The following is a 20,101-nucleotide window of genomic DNA, read 5'->3' as shown; positions in this document are numbered from 1 at the left end:
GCCGTGCCCGTACGCCAGAGTCGTAACCGCACCGTATGCGGCCCCGGCCGCGGGACAGGCCCGGCGCCGGTCGCGCCACCGCCGGTTCATGGCGACGTAACACACCGGACCTCTTCGTCACCACGGTGAAACACCGTGCGGCATCGGCGGAAACCGCACTGGGTGAATGTCTAGCCCATAACCGGCCCGCACCTTTTCCCCAGTGGTCCCGCACGTGGTGCCGCTCCCATCGCCCGCACGCGGCCGCACCGACGACGAGGAGACGCCGATGCCCCCAGGCATCACGACGCTTGCCGCAGACACCCCGACGCTGTCTGCCGCCAACACCGGGTTCATGCTGATCTGCTCCGCCCTGGTGATGCTGATGACCCCGGCCCTGGCCTTCTTCTACGGAGGCATGGTCCGCGTCAAGAGCACCCTCAACATGCTGATGATGAGCTTCATCAGCCTCGGGATCGTCACGATCCTGTGGGTGCTCTTCGGGTTCAGCCTCGCCTTCGGCACCGACATCGGCTCCGTCGTCGGCTGGAGCTCGGACTACCTCGGACTCAGCGGGATCGGCGTCACTCAGCTCTGGGACGGCTACACGATCCCGGTCTACGTCTTCGCCGTCTTCCAGCTGATGTTCGCCGTGCTCACCCCGGCCCTGATCAGCGGCGCCCTCGCCGACCGGGTCAAGTTCACCTCGTGGGCCCTGTTCATCACGCTCTGGGTCACCGTCGTCTACTTCCCCGTCGCCCACTGGGTCTGGGGCGCGGGCGGCTGGCTGTACGAGATGGGCGTCATCGACTTCGCGGGCGGTACGGCCGTCCACATCAACGCCGGTGCGGCGGCGCTCGGCGTGATCCTCGTCATCGGCAAGCGCGTCGGCTTCAAGAAGGACCCGATGCGGCCGCACAGCCTGCCGCTCGTCATGCTCGGCGCCGGTCTGCTCTGGTTCGGCTGGTTCGGCTTCAACGCCGGCTCGTGGCTCGGCAACGACGACGGCGTCGGCGCGGTGATGTTCGTCAACACCCAGGTCGCCACCGCCGCCGCGATGCTCGCCTGGCTCGGCTACGAGAAGCTCCGGCACGGCTCCTTCACCACCCTGGGCGCCGCCTCCGGCGCGGTCGCCGGACTCGTCGCCATCACCCCGTCCGGCGGCGCGGTCAGCCCGCTCGGCGCCATCGCGGTCGGCGCGATCGCCGGGGTGCTCTGCGCCATGGCCGTCGGCCTGAAGTACCGGTTCGGCTACGACGACTCCCTGGACGTGGTCGGCGTCCACCTCGTCGGCGGCATCGCCGGTTCCCTCCTCGTAGGCCTCTTCGCCACCGGCGGCGTCCAGTCCGACGCCAAGGGCCTCTTCTACGGCGGCGGCCTCGAACAGCTCGGCAAGCAGGCCGTCGGTGTCTTCGCCGTCCTCGCGTACTCTCTCGTCGTCTCCGCGATCCTGGCCTTCCTGCTGGACCGGACGATCGGGATGCGGGTCCCCGAGGACGACGAGATCTCCGGCATCGACCAGGTCGAACACGCCGAGACCGCGTACGACTTCAGCGGAGCGGGCGGCGGCGCGGCCCCGCGCACCACGAGCTCCGCCCCGGGCAGCACGGCAGCAGCGAAGACGAAGAAGGTGGACGCATGAAGCTCATCACCGCGGTCGTGAAGCCACACCGGCTGGACGAGATCAAGGAGGCCCTCCAGACCTTCGGCGTCCAGGGCCTCACGGTCACCGAGGCAAGCGGGTACGGACGCCAGCGCGGCCACACCGAGGTCTACCGGGGCGCCGAGTACACCGTCGACCTCGTACCCAAGATCCGGATCGAGGTCCTGGTCGAGGACGAGGAATCCGAACAGCTCATCGATGTCGTGGTGAAGGCCGCCCGCACCGGCAAGATCGGTGACGGCAAGGTCTGGAGCGTGCCGGTCGAGACCGCGGTCCGGGTACGGACGGGCGAACGCGGTCCGGACGCACTCTGACGGATGGTCCCGAGGCGCCGACGGCCGTGAAAGCCGACGGTTACGAAGGGCGCCGATGGTCCCGAAGCGCCGATGGCTCCGAAGGCCGACGGCTCCGCAGGCCGCCGGTCACGAAACGCCGACGGTCCCGAACGAAAGGCAGCCGGGTGACGAGCACCGAGACCACCACCGAATCCGCAGACTCGGAACCCGGCGGCTACGCGGCGGCCCGGCTGCGCCTTCTCCAGGAGGAGGCGCGGTCCGGGCCGCCGCGCCGTGCGGCCCTCGCCTCGCTCACCGACGACTGGCTCACCGAGCTGTTCACCGGCGCGGCCCGGCAGACCGGCGTCCAGGGCGCCGCCCTCGTCGCCGTCGGCGGCTACGGACGCGGTGAACTCTCCCCGCGCAGCGACCTCGACCTGCTGCTCCTGCACGACGGGAACGCCGGCCCCGCGGCCGTCGCCGCCCTCGCCGACCGCGTCTGGTACCCCGTCTGGGACCTCGGTCTCGCCCTCGACCACTCCGTACGCACCCCCGCCGAGGCGCGCGGGGCCGCGGCCGAGGACCTCAAGGTCCAGCTCGGACTGCTCGACGCCCGGCCCGTCGCCGGGGACCTCGGGCTCGTCGCCGCGATGCGCACCGCGGTCCTCGCCGACTGGCGCAACCAGGCCCCCAAACGCCTGCCCGCACTCCACGAACTCTGCCGCGAACGCGCCGAACGCCAGGGCGAGCTGCAATTCCTCCTCGAACCCGACCTCAAGGAGGCCCGCGGCGGACTGCGGGACGCCACCGCGCTGCGCGCCGTCGCCGCGTCCTGGGTCGCCGACGCCCCCCGCGAAGGTCTCGCCGAAGCCCGTCGCGTCCTGCTCGACGCCCGTGACGCCCTCCACCTCACCACCGGCCGCGCCACCGACCGCCTCGCCCTCCAGGAACAGGACCAGGTCGCGCAAGCCCTCGGACTCCTCGACGCGGACGCCCTGCTCCGCCAGGTCTACGAGGCCGCCCGCACCATCGCGTACGCCACTGACGTCACCTGGCGCGAGGTCGACCGGGTCCTGCGCGCCCGGTCCGTGCGCCCCCGGCTGCGCGCGATCCTCGGCGGCGGCAGGGCGGCCGCCCCGGAACGCACCCCGCTCGCCGAGGGCGTCGTCGAGGCCGACGGCGAAGTGGTCCTCGCCCGCGCCGCCCGCCCCGAACGCGACCCCGTCCTCGTGCTGCGCGCCGCCGCCGCGGCCGCCCAGTCCGAACTCCCGCTCTCCCGCCACTTCGTACGCCGGCTCGCCACCGCCGCACCCCCGCTGCCGGTGCCCTGGCCCGCCGAGGCTCGCGAGGAACTCGTCACCCTCCTCGGTGCCGGCGAGGCCACCGTCCCCGTCTGGGAGGCGCTCGAAGCCGAAGGGCTCATCACCCGGCTGCTCCCGGACTGGGAACGCGTCCACTGCCGACCCCAGCGCAACCCCGTCCACACCTGGACCGTCGACCGCCACCTCGTCGAGACCGCCGTCCGGGCCTCCGACCTGACCCGCCGCGTCCACCGCCCCGACCTGCTCCTGGTCGCCGCGCTGCTGCACGACATCGGCAAGGGCTGGCCCGGCGACCACTCCGTCGCCGGTGAGGTGATCGCCCGGGACACGGCTGCCCGGATCGGCTTCGACCAGCACGACGTGGGCGTCATCGCCACCCTCGTACGCCACCACCTGCTGCTCGTCGAGACCGCCACCCGGCGTGACCTCGACGACCCGGCGACCGTCCGCTCCGTCGCCACCGCCGTCGGCACCGCCACCACTCTGGAGCTCCTGCACGCGCTCACCGAGGCCGACGCGCGCGCCACCGGGCCCGCCGCCTGGTCCTCCTGGCGGGCCTCCCTCGTCGCCGACCTGGTGGGACGCGTCGCCGCCGTGCTCGCCGGCCAGGCCCCACCGGAGCCGGAACCGGCCGCGCCCGGCGCCGAACAGGAACGCCTCGCCATCGAGGCCCTGCGCACCGGCGGACCCGTCCTGGCGCTGCGTGCCCAGGCCGGGGCCCCGGACGAGGACGGTGAACCGGAACCCGTAGGTGTGGAGCTTCACATCGCCCTGCCCGACCGGCCAGGCGTGCTGCCCGCGGCGGCGGGCGTCCTCGCCCTGCACCGCCTCACCGTGCGCGCCGCCGACCTGCGCGCCGTGGAACTCCCCACCGAACTGGGCGGCTCGGCGGACGTGCTGCTGCTCAGCTGGCGGGTCGCGGCCGAGTACGGCTCGCTGCCGCAGGCCGTCCGGCTCCGCGCCGACCTCGTACGCGCCCTGGACGGCTCCTTGGACATCCGGGCCCGGCTCGCCGAGCGCGAGGCCGCCTATCCGCGCCGCCGCGGGGTGAAGGCCCCGCCGCCGAGGGTGACCGTCGCGGCGGCCGGCTCCCGGCTGGCGACGGTGATCGAGGTGCGGGCCCAGGACGCCCCGGGGCTGCTGCACCGGATCGGCCGGGCGCTGGAGCAGAGCGGGGTACGGGTGCGCAGCGCCCATGTGTCGACCCTGGGGGCGAACGCGGTGGACGCCTTCTACGTCACGGACACCGAGGGGAAGCCGCTGCCGGGTGAGCGGGCGCTCGCGGTGGCGGACGCGGTGGAGGCGGCGCTCCGGGCGTGACGCGGGAACCACGCGGCGTGGCCCGCCCCCGGATTTCCCGGGCAGGGGGTCATCGTTTCTTCCGAGCCGGATACCCTGGGGTACCGAATCCACTTTGCCCCCGACCCTGAGGACCGACGAGCGCCGTGTTCGATACTCTCTCCGACCGCCTTGCCGCGACTTTCAAGAACCTCAGGGGCAAGGGCCGCTTGTCCGAGGCGGACATCGACGCCACGGCTCGCGAGATCCGTATCGCCCTGCTCGAAGCGGACGTCGCGCTGCCGGTCGTCCGCGCCTTCATCGCCAACGTCAAGGAGCGGGCGCGCGGCGCCGAGGTCTCCCAGGCGCTGAACCCGGCCCAGCAGGTCGTCAAGATCGTCAACGAGGAGCTCGTCGGCATCCTCGGCGGCGAGACGCGTCGGCTGCGGTTCGCCAAGACCGCGCCCACCGTGATCATGCTCGCCGGTCTCCAGGGTGCCGGTAAGACCACCCTCGCCGGAAAGCTCGGCCTCTGGCTCAAGGGCCAGGGCCACTCCCCGCTCCTCGTCGCCTGCGACCTCCAGCGCCCCAACGCCGTCAACCAGCTCAGCGTCGTCGCCGACCGCGCCGGTGTCGCGGTGTACGCGCCCGAGCCGGGCAACGGCGTCGGTGACCCGGTCCAGGTCGCCAAGGACTCGATCGAGTACGCGCGGTCCAAGCAGTACGACGTCGTCGTCGTCGACACCGCGGGCCGACTCGGTATCGACCAGGAGCTGATGCAGCAGGCCGCGGACATCCGCGACGCCGTCGGCCCCGACGAGATCCTCTTCGTCGTCGACGCGATGATCGGCCAGGACGCGGTCAACACCGCCGAGGCCTTCCGTGACGGCGTCGGCTTCGACGGCGTGGTGCTCTCCAAGCTCGACGGTGACGCCCGCGGTGGTGCGGCCCTGTCGATCGCCCATGTCACGGGCAAGCAGATCATGTTCGCGTCGAACGGTGAGAAGCTCGAGGACTTCGACGCCTTCCACCCCGACCGCATGGCGTCCCGCATCCTCGACATGGGTGACCTGCTCACCCTGATCGAGCAGGCGGAGAAGACCTTCAGCCAGGAAGAGGCCGCCAAAATGGCCTCCAAGCTGGCGTCCAGCAAGGGCAAGGACTTCACGCTCGACGACTTCCTGTCCCAGATGGAGCAGGTCCGGAAGATGGGCTCCATCTCCAAGCTGCTCGGCATGCTGCCCGGCATGGGGCAGATCAAGGACCAGATCAACAACATCGACGAGCGGGACGTGGACCGCGCCGCCGCGATCATCAAGTCGATGACCCCGAAGGAGCGCGCCGAACCGACGATCATCAACGGCTCGCGCCGGGCCCGTATCGCCAAGGGTTCCGGTGTCGAGGTCAGCGCGGTGAAGAACCTGGTGGAGCGGTTCTTCGACGCCCGCAAGATGATGTCGAAGATGGCTCAGGGCGGCGGCATGCCGGGGATGCCCGGGATGCCGGGCATGGGCGGTGGCCCCGGTCGGCAGAAGAAGCAGGTCAAGCAGGCCAAGGGCAAGCGCAAGAGCGGCAACCCGATGAAGCGCAAGGCCGAGGAGCAGGCCGCGGCGGCCCGTCGCGAGCAGGCGGCGCAGGGCGGCGCGTTCGGCCTGCCGGCGCAGGAGGACAAGAACTTCGAGCTGCCGGACGAGTTCAAGAAGTTCATGGGCTGACCCGGACCGAATGAACCCGGGCCGGGCCGGCCCGGGTTCGCCACGGCTGTCGTACGCCGTCCCCCCAAGGGCCCATCGGACAGGCTCTGGGAGGGCTTTGTCCGCGTTCCTCCCTTACTGTCGCCTCAACGGCAGTCGGCAGAGGAGCACGCGTGACCAACCCCGTACCTCCCCGTGACCGGACCGATCAGCCGTGGCGCTCCGAGGGCGCCCCACCGCCCCCGCCGCCCGGCCGGAAGATGCCGGGAGGCTGGGGCGGACTGCTGCTGACCGCGCTCGCCGTCTATCTGATCGCCAATCTGGTGCTGTCCTTCTTCAACGGGGAGGAGCAGCGGACGATCGCGTACACGGAGTTCAGCAAGCAGGTCACCTCGGGCAATGTCTCCAAGATCTACTCCAAGGGCGACTCCATCCAGGGGCAGCTCAAGAAGGAGGCGAAGGTCCCGGGGAGCGACAAGAAGTACACGAAGTTCGAAACCCAGCGGCCGGCCTTCGCGGACGACAACCTCTGGGCCGAACTGGTCAAGGACGACGTCACGGTCACCGCCGAGCCGGTCGTCCAGCAGCGCAGCTTCCTCGCCAACCTGCTGATCTCGCTCGCACCCATGCTGCTGCTCGTAGTGCTCTGGGTGTTCATCGCCCGGCGGATGTCCCGGGGCATGGGCGGCGGGATGGGCGGATTCGGCCGCAAGGCCCCGCCCAAGCCCGTCGAACTGGAGGGTTCCAAGCGCACCACCTTCAAGGACGTGGCCGGGATCGACGAGGTCGAGGGCGAACTCAACGATGTCGTGGACTTCCTGAAGAACCCGCAGGCGTACCGGAAGATGGGTGCCCGGATGCCCGGCGGGGTGCTCCTCGCGGGACCGCCCGGCACCGGCAAGACCCTGCTGGCCCGTGCCGTCGCCGGTGAGGCAGGGGTGCCGTTCTTCTCGGCGTCGGCCTCCGAGTTCATCGAGATGATCGTCGGTGTCGGCGCGAGCCGGGTGCGGGAACTCTTCGCGGAGGCGCGCAAGGTCGCCCCCGCCATCGTCTTCATCGACGAGATCGACACCATCGGCCGGGCCCGCGGCGGCGGCTCCGGCATGGGCGGCCACGACGAGCGCGAGCAGACGCTCAACCAGATCCTCACCGAGATGGACGGCTTCTCCGGTTCGGAGGGCGTCGTCGTGCTCGCCGCCACCAACCGCGCCGACGTGCTCGACCCCGCGCTCACCCGGCCCGGCCGCTTCGACCGGATCGTCCAGGTCAGCCCGCCGGACCGGAGCGGCCGGGAGGCGATCCTGGAGATCCACACCCGGCAGATCCCGCTCGCCCCCGATGTGAACCTGGCCCAGGTGGCCGGCACGACACCCGGCATGACCGGCGCGGATCTGGCCAACCTGGCCAACGAGGCCGCACTCCTGGCGGTCAAGCGCCGCCAGTCCGAGGTCACCCAGCCCGACTTCTCGGACGCCCTGGAGAAGGTCCAGCTCGGCGCGGAACGCTCACTGGTCATGTCCGACGAGGAACGCCGCAGGACCGCGTACCACGAGAGCGGCCACGCCCTGCTCGGCATGGTGCAGCCGGGCGCCGACCCGGTCCGCAAGGTCACCATCGTGCCGCGCGGCAGGGCGCTGGGCGTCACGCTCTCGACGCCGGACGCCGACAAGTACGCGTACACCGAGGAGTACCTGCGCGGCCGCATCGTCGGGGCGCTCGGCGGCATGGCGGCCGAACAGGTGGTCTTCGGGGTGATCACCACCGGCGCGGAGAGCGACCTGGAACAGGTCACCAACCTGGCCCGCGGCATGGTCGGCCGCTGGGGCATGAGCCACAAGGTGGGCAGGCTGACGGCGATCCCGAGCGACGCCCAGCAGGCGTACGGACTGTCGGCGGCCCCCGCCACGCTCGACGCGGTGGACGGCGAGATGCGGCGGATCGTGGACGAGTGCTACGAGGTGGCCTGCCGGCTGCTGCGCGAGAACCGGGAGCGGCTGGACTCGCTCTCCGCCGCGCTCCTGGCGAACGAGACGCTGGACGAGGCCGAGGCGTACCGGGCGGCCGGCATCACCCGACTGGGGAAGTGACGGCCGCCGCGGCCGTTCGGGTGGTGCGCGGGGGACGGCCCGTTCAGGTCGTGCACACGGGATGGCCGCTCAGGTCGTGCACACGAGATAGCGGAAGACGTTCGGCATCCAGACCGTGCCGTCCCGGCGGCGGTGCGGATGGAGGGCCTGTGCGACCTCCTTCTCCACCTGGGCACGGTCCGTCGCCCGTACCGCCGCGTCGAAGACCCGGGTGGAGAGCAGCCCCCGCACCGCGCTGTCCAGGTCCGCGTACCCGAACGGGCACGCCACCCGGCCCGAGCCGTCGGGATTCAGGCCCGCCCGGAACGCCAGCTCCTCCAGGTCGTCCCGGCCCGACGGCCGCCAGCCGCCCTCGCGGGAGGCCCGGTCCCGGTCGGACAGCCGCCCGGCCACCCGCAGCACGGGCGCCGTCGCGCAGCGCTCCGGCGGACCCCAGCCGGTGAGCACCACGGTGCTGCCCCGCCCGGCCAGCGGCACCGCGGACCGCAGCGCGGCCACCAGCCCCTCGCCGTCGTCGGACGAGCAGCCGATCGGCGTGAACGCGGTGATCAGGTCGTACGGCATCCCGTCGCGGGGCCGGGCCCCGGACGGATCACCCTCCAGGAGCCGGGGCCGGCCGGCCCCGGAACCGGCGTCGCTTCCCGGATCGGGCAGCAACCGGGTCCGGGCGAGCGCCAGACGTTCGAGGTCGGTGTCCACGCCGGTGACGCGCGCGCCCCGGGCGGCCGCGATCAGCAGCGCGAGACCGGAGCCGCAGCCCAGGGAGAGCAGCCGGGTACCGGATCCCACTTCGAGCCGCTCGTACACCGCTTCGTACAGCGGTGCCAGCATCCGCTCCTGGATCTCGGCCCAGTCCCGGGCACGGTTGCCGGGGTCCACCGGGGTGGACGATTCCGCGTGGCTGTGGTGCCGGACGAGCGTGCGTGTCATGAAAGCGCCCCAATCCGCCGAGAGGTCGGCCGTGTCCGATCGGTAGTGCCCGAGTGGATGCTCCCCCGTATGCAAGCCCCCCGCTTCCGTGCGCCCCCCCGCTTCCCCCGTATGTCAGAGAACTGCGCATCCGCGTCCGCGTCCAGGGGTCCGATGGCAATGGCCGCGTGGAGCGGTGACGCGTCCGTGGGTAAGGCCCGTGGCCCCGGGGCCCGTCGCCCCGTGCGGTGGGCCGTGTCGCCGTACGATGCGCGCCATGGCAAAGGCACCCGTTCTCACGCCCCAGGCCGAGGACTTTCCCCGCTGGTACCAGGATCTGATCAACAAGGCCGAACTCGCGGACAACGGCCCGGTGCGCGGCACCATGGTCATCCGGCCGTACGGATACAGCCTGTGGGAGCGGATGCAGCAGGAGATGGATGCCCGCATCAAACAGGCGGGCGCCCGCAACGCCTACTTCCCGCTCTTCATCCCCCAGTCTTACCTGACACGCGAGGCCGAGCACGTCGAGGGCTTCGCGCCGGAGCTCGCGGTGGTCACCCGAGGCGGCGGGAAAGAGCTCGAAGAGCCCGTGGTGGTGCGGCCGACCTCCGAGACGATCATCAACGAGTACTTCTCGAAGTGGGTGCAGAGCTACCGAGATCTGCCGTTGCTGATCAACCAGTGGGCCAACGTGGTGCGCTGGGAGATGCGCCCGCGGGTCTTCCTCCGTACGACGGAATTCCTCTGGCAGGAGGGCCACACCGCCCATGCCACCGACGAGGAGGCCCGGGACTTCGCCGCGTACATCCACCGCGAGGTGTACGCGGACTTCATGACCAATGTGCTGGCCATCGATGTGGTCCTCGGCCGCAAGACCCCGGCCGAGCGGTTCGCCGGGGCCGTCAACACGCTCACCATCGAAGCGATGATGCGGGACGGCAAGGCCCTTCAGATGGGTACGAGCCACGAGCTCGGCACCAATTTCGCCAAGGCCTTCCACACCCGCTACCTGTCGAAGGAGGGCCGGCAGGAGCTCGTCCGGCAGACCTCGTGGGGCTCCTCGACCCGGATGGTCGGCGGCCTGATCATGGCGCACGGCGACGACCACGGGCTCCGGGTGCCGCCGCGGCTCGCACCCGTCCAGGCGGTCGTCCTCGCGGTCAAGGAGGACGAGGCCGTGCTGGGCGCGGTCCGCTCCGTCGCACAGCGGCTGCGCGCGGCGGGGATCAGGACCGAGACCGACGACCGCACCGACACCCCGTTCGGCCGCCGCGCGGTCGACTGGGAGCTGAAGGGGGTGCCGGTACGGATCGAGATCGGCCCGCGCGATCTGGCGGACGGCACCGCGATGCTGGTCCGGCGCATCCCCGGCGGGAAGGAGCCGGTCGCCGTCGATGCCCTGCCCGCACTGCTCCCGGCGGTCCTGGAGGAGGACCAGGCCGCGCTGCTGCGGGAGTCCCGGAGCCGGCGCGAGTCGGCCACCAGCGACGTCACGACCGAGGCGGAGGCCGTGGAGGCGGCGGTCGCGGGCGGCTGGGCCCGCATCACCTGGTCGGCGCTCGGCCCGGCGGGGGAGGCCCGGCTCGCGGAGCACGGGGTGTCCGTACGGTGTCTGGTCGCCGGGGACGGGTCGGTGCCCGGCTCGGACGACGAGCCCGGTACTGTCGCCCTGGTGGCACGCGCTTACTGACGCCCCACCCGCCGCCCCGGCCGCCCGGGGCCCCGGCGTACGGTGCTTGCCTGGGTGTCCGGGCGTACACGTCGCTACGTACCACCTTGGTGCGAGCTGTGAGGCTTCTCCACAGATCTGCGCACCCGCCCTCGTCGGGACGCATGCAAGGGCAACTGACTGGTACGTGCAAATTATTTGGGATGGCCCGGAATCGGAACACCGGGGCACTCGCGCTCGTTGTCACGACGTGAGCACGACACCACCTGTACTTGCCGCAGAGCTGGCACAGGCGTGGGCCGACATTCAGCGGTACCACCCCGAGCTGCCGGATCTAGCCGCGCCCGAGTCCCTGATCGGAGAGTCCTCGTCCGCCTGTGGCGCCGAACTCTCCTTCGAGCGACTGCTCCACGAGGCAGTCCACGGCATCGCCGCCGCGAGAGGCGTCCGCGACACTTCGCGCGCCGGCCGCTACCACAACCGCAGATTCCTCGCGATCGCCGAGGAGCTGGGCCTCGACCACGCCGAGGAGCCCCACCCCAGCAGCGGCTTCTCGCTGGTCGCCCTCAACCCCGAGGCCAAGCGCCGCTACCGCCCGACGATCGAGCGGCTGCAGCGCGCCCTCAAGGCGCACACGGTTGCCACCGCCGCCGACACCAAGCGTTCCTTCCGCGGGCCGGCCGCCCGGCACGGCTCCTCCGGCGGGGGCGTCCGTGTCAAGGCCGTCTGCGACTGCGGACGCAATGTGCGCGTCGTCCCGTCGGTCCTGGCGCAGGCGCCGATCGTCTGCGGAGGATGCGGGAAGCCCTTCCGCATCCCGGAAGCCGCAGTCGCGGTGGGGTGACCCGGCGCGGTGTGGCACAATGGCTAGCTGTACTCGACAGTCGCACAGGACCCCTCTCTCCTCCGGCTGACGCGTCCATCGGGCACCCGAGTACCGCAACCCCACGTGGCATCTTCGTTGTGCCCACCCACGTCATAGACCAGGAGACACCACTTCCGTGGCAGTCAAGATCAAGCTGAAGCGTCTGGGCAAGATCCGTTCGCCTCACTACCGCATCGTCGTCGCCGACTCCCGTACCCGCCGTGACGGCCGGGCCATCGAGGAGATCGGTCTGTACCACCCGGTGCAGAACCCCTCGCGCATCGAGGTCAACTCGGAGCGTGCGCAGTACTGGCTGTCCGTCGGCGCCCAGCCGACCGAGCCGGTTCTCGCGATCCTGAAGCTCACCGGTGACTGGCAGGCCCACAAGGGTCTCCCGGCCCCCGCGCCGCTGCTGCAGCCGGAGCCCAAGGCTGACAAGCGCGCCCTGTTCGAGGCTCTGACCAAGGACGGCGGCGACGAGTCCAAGGGCGAGGCCATCACGCAGAAGGCGAAGAAGTCCGACAAGAAGGCGGACGAGGCTGCTGACGCGGCTGCGCCCGCCGAGTCGACCGAGGCCTGAGCATGCTCGAGGAGGCTCTCGAGCACCTCGTGAAGGGCATCGTCGACAACCCTGACGATGTGCAGGTCGCCTCGCGCAACCTGCGCCGTGGTCGCGTGCTGGAGGTCCGGGTCCACCCCGACGACCTCGGCAAGGTGATCGGCCGCAATGGCCGCACCGCCCGCGCGCTGCGTACCGTCGTGGGCGCCATCGGCGGCCGTGGTATCCGTGTCGACCTCGTCGATGTGGATCAGGTTCGCTGACAGAGTTGAACACCGGCACGGGCCGGGGAGGGCCATGAGCCCGCCCCGGCCCGTCGTCGTATGACAGGAGAGACACAAGGTGCAGTTGGTAGTCGCGCGGATCGGCCGGGCCCATGGCATCAAGGGCGAGGTCACCGTCGAGGTCCGTACGGACGAGCCGGAGCTGCGGCTCGGGCCCGGGGCCGTGCTCGCCACCGAACCGGCCGGTGCCGGACCGCTGACGATCGAGACCGGCCGGGTGCACAGCGGACGGCTGCTGCTGCGCTTCGAGGGCGTGCGCGACCGTACGGCTGCCGAGGCGCTGCGCAACACGCTCCTGATCGCCGACGTCGACCCGGCTGAACTCCCCGAGGACCCCGAGGAGTTCTACGACCATCAGCTGATGGACCTCGACGTGGTCCTCGCCGACGGCACCGAGATCGGCCGGATCACCGAGATCACGCACCTGCCGTCCCAGGACCTCTTCATCGTCGAGCGGCCGGACGGCAGCGAGGTGATGATCCCGTTCGTCGAGGAGATCGTCGCCGAGATCGACCTGGCGGAGCAGCGCGCGGTGATCACCCCGCCGCCCGGCCTGATCGACGCCGACCAGGCCGTGATCGCCTCCGCCCGGGACGAAGAAGACGAAGAAGGCGACGGAGCGGGCGGCGACGCGGCTTCCGCCGATGGGACTTCCGCCGATGGGAAGGACGCCTGATGCGCCTCGACGTCGTCACGATCTTCCCGGAGTATCTGGAACCGCTGAACGTCTCCCTCGTCGGCAAGGCCCGAGCCCGGGGTCGCCTCGACGTCCACGTGCACGACCTGCGCGACTGGACGTACGACCGGCACAACACGGTCGACGACACCCCGTACGGCGGTGGCCCCGGCATGGTCATGAAGACCGAGCCGTGGGGCGAGGCACTGGACGACGCCCTGGCGGGCGGGTACGAGGCCGGGGCGCACTCCCCGGTGCTCGTGGTACCCACGCCCAGCGGGCGCCCGTTCACCCAGGAGCTCGCCGTCGAACTCTCCGAGCGGCCCTGGCTGATCTTCACGCCGGCTCGCTACGAGGGCATCGACCGGCGGGTGATGGACGAGTACGCCACCCGGATGCCGGTCGTCGAGGTGTCCATCGGGGACTACGTGCTGGCCGGCGGGGAAGCCGCGGTACTGGTGATCACCGAGGCGGTCGCCCGGCTGCTGCCCGGAGTGCTGGGCAACGCCGAATCGCACCGGGACGACTCCTTCGCCCCCGGCGCGATGGCCAATCTGCTGGAGGGGCCCGTCTACACCAAGCCGCCCGAGTGGCGCGGCCGGGGCATTCCGGAAGTGCTGCTCAGCGGTCACCACGGGCGGATCGCCCGTTGGCGCCGGGACGAGGCGTTCCGCCGTACCGCCCTCAACCGGCCCGATCTGATCGAGCGCTGCGAAGCCGCGGGGTTCGACAAGAAGGACCGCGAGATGCTCTCCATCCTCGGCTGGGCACCAGAGCCCGGTGGCCGATTTTGGCGCAGGCCCGAGGCCGTGGAAGAATAGGCCGCTGCTGTACGTCCGGCGTACGCCCCTGCCACAGGGGGAACGACGTCCGCCCGACGCGATCAGCACCCCATTTCTCCCTATCTCCCGTCGATGACCTGTGGCATCGGCGAAGAAAGCAGACAACATGGCTTCCCTGCTCGATGGCGTCAACGCCGCATCGCTGCGTACCGACATCCCGTCGTTCCGCCCCGGTGACACCGTCAACGTCCACGTCCGAGTGATCGAGGGCAACCGCTCCCGTATCCAGCAGTTCAAGGGCGTAGTCATCCGTCGCCAGGGCGCGGGCGTCAGCGAGACCTTCACGGTCCGCAAGGTCTCCTTCAGCGTCGGCGTCGAGCGCACCTTCCCGGTGCACAGCCCGATCTTCGAGAAGATCGAGCTCGTCACCCGCGGTGACGTCCGTCGCGCCAAGCTGTACTACCTCCGTGAGCTCCGCGGCAAGGCCGCGAAGATCAAGGAGAAGCGCGACAACTGAGCTGACTCCCAGGTCCACAGGTCGGCCGGATAGGCTCTGGCCCCGATGGACACGGAAGCAAAGCCCTCGGAGCGCGACCGCTCCTCCGCACCCGCAAAGGCGCTGGAGGAGGGGTCGCGCTCCTCGCGTATCCCGGACCTGCCCGCCGCGATCTCCTGGCGGCGGACCGTCGCGCTCGGAGCCGTCTGCGCGGTCTTCGTACTGCTCCTGAGCAACTACGTGGTCCAGCCCTTCCTGATCCCCAGTGGCTCGATGGAGCCCACGCTGCGGGTGGGGGACCGGGTGCTGGTGAACAAGCTGGCCTACAGCTCCGGATCCGCGCCGCAGCGGGGCGACGTGGTGGTCTTCGACGGCACCGGATCCTTTGTGCAGGAGCCCCCGGAACAGAACCCCGTCACCGGTCTGATGCACTCGGTGGCCGCGTCCCTGGGCCTGGCCGAGCCGGCCGCGACCGACTACGTGAAGCGGGTGGTCGGCGTGGGTGGCGACCGGGTGGTCTGCTGCGACAAGGAGGGGCGGATCGAGGTGAACGGCCGGCCGGTCGTCGAGGACTATCTGCATCCAGGGGACGCGCCCTCCCAGGTCCGCTTCGACATCGTCGTGCCCGACGGCACGCTGTGGATGTTGGGCGACCACCGCAGCAACTCCCGCGACTCGCGTGACCACCTGGGAGAGCCGGGCGGTGGCATGGTCCCGGTCGACATGGTGATCGGCAGGGTGGACTGGATCGGCTGGCCGCCGAGCCGGCTGGGCTCGCTGCCGGACAGCGCCGCGTTCGCCACCGAACGGTCGCAGGGCGGGGGCCATGGGTAACCGCGGCCGCGGGCGGCGCCGGGCCGAACCCGGAACTGCGCCGACGGCCGGGAGCCGGCCGCCCACCAGGGTGGAGCGGCGGAGACTGGCCCGCAAGGTCAAGCGGCGGCGGCGCGGCGCCGCGGTGGGTGAGATCCCGCTGCTCATCGTCGTGGCGCTGGTGATCGCGCTCGTGCTCAAGACGTTCCTCGTGCAGGCCTTCGTGATCCCTTCGGGGTCGATGGAGCAGACCATCCGGATCGGTGACCGGGTGCTCGTGGACAAGCTGACGCCCTGGTTCGGATCCCGGCCGCAGCGCGGCGACGTCGTCGTCTTCAAGGACCCGGGGGGCTGGCTCCAGCAGGAGAAGGTCGGCAAGAAGGAATCGCCCGTCGTCGTCAAGCAGGTGAAGGAGGTGCTGACCTTCATCGGACTGCTGCCCTCCGACGACGAGCAGGACCTGATCAAACGGGTGATCGCGGTCGGCGGGGACACGGTGAAGTGCTGCGGCAAGGACGGCCGGGTCACCGTCAACGGCGTACCGCTCGACGAGCCGTACCTGTATCCCGGGAACCCTCCCTCCCTCATCAAATTCGAGGTAAAGGTTCCGCAGGGCCGGATCTTCGTCATGGGTGACCACCGGTCGGATTCGGCCGACTCGCGCTATCACCTGGACGAGCCGGGACACGGCACGGTGTCCGAGGAGGAGGTCGTGGGCCGGGCCGTGGTGATCGCCTGGCCCGTCGGCCACTGGCGGAAGCTGGAGGAGCCGGAGACTTTCGGCTCGGTCCCTGACGCGCGCGCCGGGGCGGCCGGTGCGTCGGGTCCGTCGAATAGTGTGGCGTCCGAGGATCTCAACGGAATGATCCCTCTCCCGACCCCTGCAGAACTCCCGCTCGTTATGGGAGTGGTGGGCCTGCACCGGCTGGGGCGCAGGCGTGGCACGGAATAAGGAGTGGATGTGGGGGATTTGGCCGTCGGCGCACGATCCGGACACGAGGAACCCGAGGACCGGCCGGACCGTTCGGGCCATGCCGAGTCCGCCGGGAACGCGAGCCACGCCGGGAGTGACGGCGACACTCCGGACGGCGGCGGCAAGGCCATGAAGAAGCCGCGCTCCTTCTGGAAGGAGCTGCCCCTGCTGATCGTCATCGCCCTGGTTCTCGCGCTGCTGATCAAGACGTTCCTGGTGCAGGCGTTCTCGATCCCGTCGGACTCGATGCAGAACACGCTCCAGCGGGGCGACCGGGTGCTGGTGGACAAGCTGACCCCCTGGTTCGGCTCGGAGCCCGAGCGCGGCGAGGTCGTGGTCTTCCACGACCCGGGCGGCTGGCTGGACGACACCCAGGAGGTCCATCCGAACGTGGTCCAGAAGTTCCTCAGCTTCATCGGGCTGATGCCGTCCGCCGAGGAGAAGGACCTGATCAAGCGCGTCATCGCCATCGGCGGCGACACGGTGGAGTGCAGGGAGAACGGCCCCGTCGTGGTCAACGGCAGGCCCCTGGACGAGCAGTCGTTCATCTTCCCGGGCAACACCGCCTGCAATGACGAGCCGTTCGGCCCGATCAAGGTGCCCGAGGGCCGGATCTGGGTGATGGGCGACCACCGTCAGGACTCCCGCGACTCCCGTTACCACCAGGAACTGCCGGGCAACGGCACGGTCTCCAACGACGAGGTCGTCGGCCGGGCCTTCGTCGTGGCGTGGCCGATCAGCCGCTGGTCGACGCTGCCGATCCCGAAGACCTTCGACCAGCCGGGCCTGAACGCCGCGATGGCCGCGGCGCCCGGTGCGATCGGGATCGCCGGGGCCGTGCCGATCGTGCTCTGGCGCAGGCGGGTCCGCCTGTCCTGACCAAGGGAACGGCAAGATCGAGTAAATACGGGACGCTCGCCAGGTCTTCTTCGTAGGATCCTGGCGGCCGATCAGTGCATCCGCACGGGGCGGCCCGGGTGCGGCAGGGCGGTGCCCGGCGGTCCGGGGGCGGCACGGCGGTCGGCGAAGCGGTGGTCCTCAGGAACTCCCGCTCGTTGTTCAGGGCAGAGGGCCCTCGAACGGGCAGTGGGCCCTTGAACGTACAGGGTCCTGGAGCAGGCGGGGCGCATAGTGAGGACTGGATGTGAGTGACGTGGCTGCCGGTGCACGACCTGGACACGGAGACCCCGCGAAGGGGCCCGACCAGTCCGCCGAACCTGCCGTCGATCCGGCGGTGGGCCAGGTGGCTGATCAGGCGGCCGATCAGGGAGGGGCGCCGGACCCGGACGTGTCCGCGGACGAGCAGGCCCCGGACGGGGGTGGCAAGAAGGAGGCGAGGAAGCAGCGTCCCTTCTGGAAGGAGCTGCCCCTGCTGATCGTCGTCGCCCTGGTTCTCGCGCTGCTGATCAAGACGTTCCTGGTGCAGGCGTTCTCGATCCCGTCGGACTCGATGCAGAACACGCTCCAGCGGGGCGACCGGGTGCTGGTGGACAAGCTGACCCCCTGGTTCGGCTCGGAGCCCGAGCGTGGCGAGGTGGTCGTCTTCCACGACCCGGACAACTGGCTCGCCGGGGAGCCGACCCCCGAGTCGAACGCGGTGCAGGACTTCCTGAGTTTCATCGGTCTGATGCCGTCGTCCAAGGAGAAGGACCTGATCAAGCGGACGATCGCGGTCGGTGGTGACACCGTGGAGTGCGCGAAGGGCGGTCCGGTCAAGGTCAACGGGAAGGCGCTCGACGAGCCGTACATCTTCCCCGGCAACACGGCGTGCGACGACAAGCCCTTCGGCCCGGTCAAGGTGCCCGAGGGCAAGATCTGGGTGATGGGCGACCACCGGCAGAACTCCCTGGATTCGCGCTATCACATGGACGAGGCGACCAAGGGCTTCGTGCCCGTCGAGGACGTCGTGGGACGGGCCGTGGTGGTGGCGTGGCCGATAAACCGCTGGGCGACGCTGCCGGTCCCGGACACCTTCGATCAGCCGGGGATCAACACGGCGGCCGCCCTGGCCCCGGGAGCACTCGGCATCGCGGGCGCGCTGCCCCTCGTGCTTTGGCGCCGCAGGAGGCTGACCAGCGGGCGTACCGCCGGGTAGGGTGCCCACTCGGATCAGCGATTGTCGATCTCCGGAGTGGGGGACGCTGGGATGAGTGGACAAGGACGTACGGGTGACGGCCACGGCCGGCTCGGCAGCATGCTGTCGGGGCTGGCCGTGGCCGTCGGCTGTGTGCTCTTCCTCGGCGGGTTCGCCTGGGGGGCGGTGGTGTACAAGCCGTACACGGTGCCGACCCAGTCGATGACTCCGACGGTGAACTCCGGCGACCGGGTGCTCGCGCAGCGCATCGACGGCAGCGAGGTGCGCCGCGGCGACGTGGTGGTCTTCACTGATCCTGCGTGGGGCGACATGCCGATGGTGAAGCGGGTCGTCGGGGTCGGCGGCGACAAGATCGCCTGCTGCGACAAGGGCGGCCGGCTCTCGGTCAACGGCAAGCCCATTGACGAACCGTATCTGCGCACCAAGGGCCTCGCCTCCGCCGAGAACTTCACGGCGGAGGTGCCCAAGGGGAAGCTCTTCCTGCTGGGCGACGAGCGCACCGCGTCCCTGGACTCCCGGGTCCACCTGGACGACGCGGGGCAGGGCTCCGTCCCGCGCGACGCGGTACAGGCCCGGGTGGACGCCATCGCCTGGCCGATGAACGGCATGGTCGAGCGTCCGGAGGCCTTCGCCTCGCTCCCGGGCGGGGTGTCGTCGCCCGGACCGCTGCGGTTGCAGCTCGCGGCCGTGCTCGTGGGCGTGGTGCTCATCCTGGGCGGTGCGGCATACGGGCCGATCGCGGCACGGTCCGCGCGCTCGCGACGCGGCAAGGGCGAAAAGGTGCCCGCCGGTGCGCACTGAGAAGCGGAAGGTCGCCCGCGTGGTGCTCCTGGACCCCGACGACCGGATCCTGCTGATGCACGGCTTCGAACCGGAGGATCCGGCGAGCACCTGGTGGTTCACCCCCGGCGGCGGTGTGGAGGGCGACGAGACCCGGGAGGAGGCCGCGCTGCGCGAGCTGACCGAGGAGACCGGGATCACCGACGTCGAGCTGGGGCCGCTGCTCTGGCAGCGGATGTGCTCGTTCCCGTTCGACGGACGCCGCTGGGACCAGGACGAGTGGTATTTCCTGGCACGTACGAGGCAGACCGCCACCGACACCAGTGGGCAGACCGGGCTGGAGCAGCGCAGCGTCGCGGGGCTGAGGTGGTGGACCTCCGCCGAACTGTCGGCGGCGCGTGAGACGGTGTACCCGACCAGGCTCGCCGAGTTGCTGCGCACGCTGCTCGACGAGGGTCCTCCGCGTACGCCACTGGTTCTCGACCCCGAAATCGCCTAAGCGCCCAGGGGGACCGGGGCCTGGCGCACAATGGGGGGACGCACGGCTGAAGGGGAACATGCCAATGAGCGCCGAGGACCTCGAAAAGTACGAGACCGAGATGGAGCTGAAGCTCTACCGGGAGTACCGAGATGTCGTCGGTCTGTTCAAATATGTGATCGAGACCGAACGGCGCTTCTACCTCACCAACGACTACGAGATGCAGGTGCACTCGGTCCAGGGCGAGGTGTTTTTCGAAGTATCGATGGCGGATGCCTGGGTCTGGGACATGTACCGGCCCGCGCGGTTCGTCAAGCAGGTACGGGTGCTGACGTTCAAGGACGTCAACATCGAGGAGCTCAACAAGAGCGACCTCGAACTTCCGGGCGGCTGAGCCCGACCCCGAGGGCGTTGCCCCGGG

19 protein-coding genes and 1 pseudogene are annotated in these 20,101 nt (G+C 70.6%); 19 read left to right on the top strand and 1 reads right to left on the bottom strand.

All coding sequences use genetic code 11. The features are described 5' to 3' along the window. Window positions 1-268 precede the first annotated feature (268 nt). From ACFYY7_RS35615 to ftsH, 5 genes are all read left to right on the top strand, one after another. Window positions 269-1,621 (top strand): ammonium transporter, encoded by a 1,353-nt coding sequence (locus tag ACFYY7_RS35615; protein WP_376632060.1) that lies wholly within the window; start codon window positions 269-271, stop codon window positions 1,619-1,621. Further along, window positions 1,618-1,956 carry a P-II family nitrogen regulator gene (locus ACFYY7_RS35610; protein WP_388667928.1) on the top strand — a complete coding sequence of 113 codons (339 nt, stop codon included), beginning with the start codon at window positions 1,618-1,620 and terminating at the stop codon, window positions 1,954-1,956. The genes ACFYY7_RS35615 and ACFYY7_RS35610 overlap by 4 nt, the downstream gene beginning before the upstream one ends. Before the next feature lie 146 nt (window positions 1,957-2,102). Then, on the top strand, window positions 2,103-4,559 hold the full coding sequence (locus ACFYY7_RS35605) for a [protein-PII] uridylyltransferase (protein WP_388667927.1): 2,457 nt from the start codon (window positions 2,103-2,105) through the stop codon (window positions 4,557-4,559). Window positions 4,560-4,684: 125 nt separating this feature from the next. Beyond that, complete coding sequence (gene ffh / locus ACFYY7_RS35600) at window positions 4,685-6,232, top strand: signal recognition particle protein (RefSeq protein WP_266729434.1); 1,548 nt, start codon at window positions 4,685-4,687, stop codon at window positions 6,230-6,232. 152 nt (window positions 6,233-6,384) lie between these two features. Then, a complete protein-coding gene (gene ftsH, locus ACFYY7_RS35595; RefSeq protein WP_388667926.1) occupies window positions 6,385-8,298 on the top strand; it encodes an ATP-dependent zinc metalloprotease FtsH in 1,914 nt (637 codons plus the stop codon). Between the two features lie 69 nt (window positions 8,299-8,367). Here ftsH and ACFYY7_RS35590 read toward each other — a convergent pair whose 3' ends face one another. Further along, entirely contained in the window at window positions 8,368-9,228 is an 861-nt protein-coding gene (locus tag ACFYY7_RS35590) for a class I SAM-dependent methyltransferase (protein ID WP_388667925.1), read from the bottom strand. Window positions 9,229-9,484: 256 nt separating this feature from the next. On the opposite strand from ACFYY7_RS35590, the gene proS reads away from it, so the two are divergent. The 14 genes and pseudogenes from proS to ACFYY7_RS35520 all read left to right on the top strand — a co-directional run bounded on the left by proS (window position 9,485) and on the right by ACFYY7_RS35520 (window position 20,074). Then, window positions 9,485-10,900, top strand: coding sequence for a proline--tRNA ligase (gene proS / locus ACFYY7_RS35585; RefSeq protein ID WP_388667924.1), 1,416 nt, complete (start codon window positions 9,485-9,487; stop codon window positions 10,898-10,900). Window positions 10,901-11,129: 229 nt separating this feature from the next. Further along, window positions 11,130-11,723, top strand: coding sequence for a hypothetical protein (locus ACFYY7_RS35580; RefSeq protein WP_072487235.1), 594 nt, complete (start codon window positions 11,130-11,132; stop codon window positions 11,721-11,723). A 157-nt stretch (window positions 11,724-11,880) separates the two neighbouring features. Next, a complete protein-coding gene (gene rpsP, locus ACFYY7_RS35575) occupies window positions 11,881-12,324 on the top strand; it encodes a 30S ribosomal protein S16 (protein WP_072487234.1) in 444 nt (147 codons plus the stop codon). 2 nt (window positions 12,325-12,326) lie between these two features. Continuing rightward, window positions 12,327-12,566, top strand: coding sequence for an RNA-binding protein (locus tag ACFYY7_RS35570; protein WP_005311361.1), 240 nt, complete (start codon window positions 12,327-12,329; stop codon window positions 12,564-12,566). 79 nt (window positions 12,567-12,645) lie between these two features. Further along, a complete protein-coding gene (gene rimM, locus ACFYY7_RS35565) occupies window positions 12,646-13,263 on the top strand; it encodes a ribosome maturation factor RimM (RefSeq protein ID WP_388667923.1) in 618 nt (205 codons plus the stop codon). After that, on the top strand, window positions 13,263-14,084 hold the full coding sequence (gene trmD / locus ACFYY7_RS35560; protein ID WP_351254827.1) for a tRNA (guanosine(37)-N1)-methyltransferase TrmD: 822 nt from the start codon (window positions 13,263-13,265) through the stop codon (window positions 14,082-14,084). Before rimM ends, trmD begins: the two co-directional genes overlap by 1 nt. Window positions 14,085-14,211: 127 nt before the next feature. Further along, the gene (gene rplS / locus ACFYY7_RS35555; protein WP_072487231.1) at window positions 14,212-14,562 is read left to right on the top strand and encodes a 50S ribosomal protein L19; all 351 of its coding nucleotides are present in this window, start codon (window positions 14,212-14,214) and stop codon (window positions 14,560-14,562) included. Between the two features lie 45 nt (window positions 14,563-14,607). Next, a complete protein-coding gene (gene lepB, locus ACFYY7_RS35550) occupies window positions 14,608-15,375 on the top strand; it encodes a signal peptidase I (RefSeq protein WP_388667922.1) in 768 nt (255 codons plus the stop codon). Then, window positions 15,368-16,425: pseudogene (gene lepB, locus ACFYY7_RS35545) on the top strand (signal peptidase I). Before lepB (ACFYY7_RS35550) ends, lepB (ACFYY7_RS35545) begins: the two are co-directional and overlap by 8 nt. Further along, window positions 16,325-17,206, top strand: a complete 882-nt coding sequence (gene lepB, locus ACFYY7_RS35540) for a signal peptidase I (RefSeq protein ID WP_388667994.1) — start codon at window positions 16,325-16,327, stop codon at window positions 17,204-17,206. Before lepB (ACFYY7_RS35545) ends, lepB (ACFYY7_RS35540) begins: the two are co-directional and overlap by 101 nt. 274 nt (window positions 17,207-17,480) lie before the next feature. Continuing rightward, on the top strand, window positions 17,481-18,422 hold the full coding sequence (gene lepB, locus ACFYY7_RS35535) for a signal peptidase I (RefSeq protein WP_388667993.1): 942 nt from the start codon (window positions 17,481-17,483) through the stop codon (window positions 18,420-18,422). Window positions 18,423-18,473: 51 nt separating this feature from the next. After that, window positions 18,474-19,223 (top strand): signal peptidase I, encoded by a 750-nt coding sequence (gene lepB / locus ACFYY7_RS35530; RefSeq protein ID WP_388667921.1) that lies wholly within the window; start codon window positions 18,474-18,476, stop codon window positions 19,221-19,223. After that, window positions 19,213-19,701: an NUDIX hydrolase gene (locus ACFYY7_RS35525; protein ID WP_358943846.1), complete on the top strand. Its 489-nt coding sequence runs from the start codon at window positions 19,213-19,215 to the stop codon at window positions 19,699-19,701. The genes lepB (ACFYY7_RS35530) and ACFYY7_RS35525 overlap by 11 nt, the downstream gene beginning before the upstream one ends. 64 nt (window positions 19,702-19,765) lie before the next feature. Then, on the top strand, window positions 19,766-20,074 hold the full coding sequence (locus ACFYY7_RS35520; protein ID WP_003965949.1) for a DUF2469 domain-containing protein: 309 nt from the start codon (window positions 19,766-19,768) through the stop codon (window positions 20,072-20,074). Window positions 20,075-20,101: the final 27 nt, after the last annotated feature.

Source organism: Streptomyces sp. NPDC001933, from assembly GCF_042890955.1.
Lineage (GTDB): Bacteria > Actinomycetota > Actinomycetes > Streptomycetales > Streptomycetaceae > Streptomyces.
This window is presented reverse-complemented; position numbering and strand designations above follow the sequence as displayed.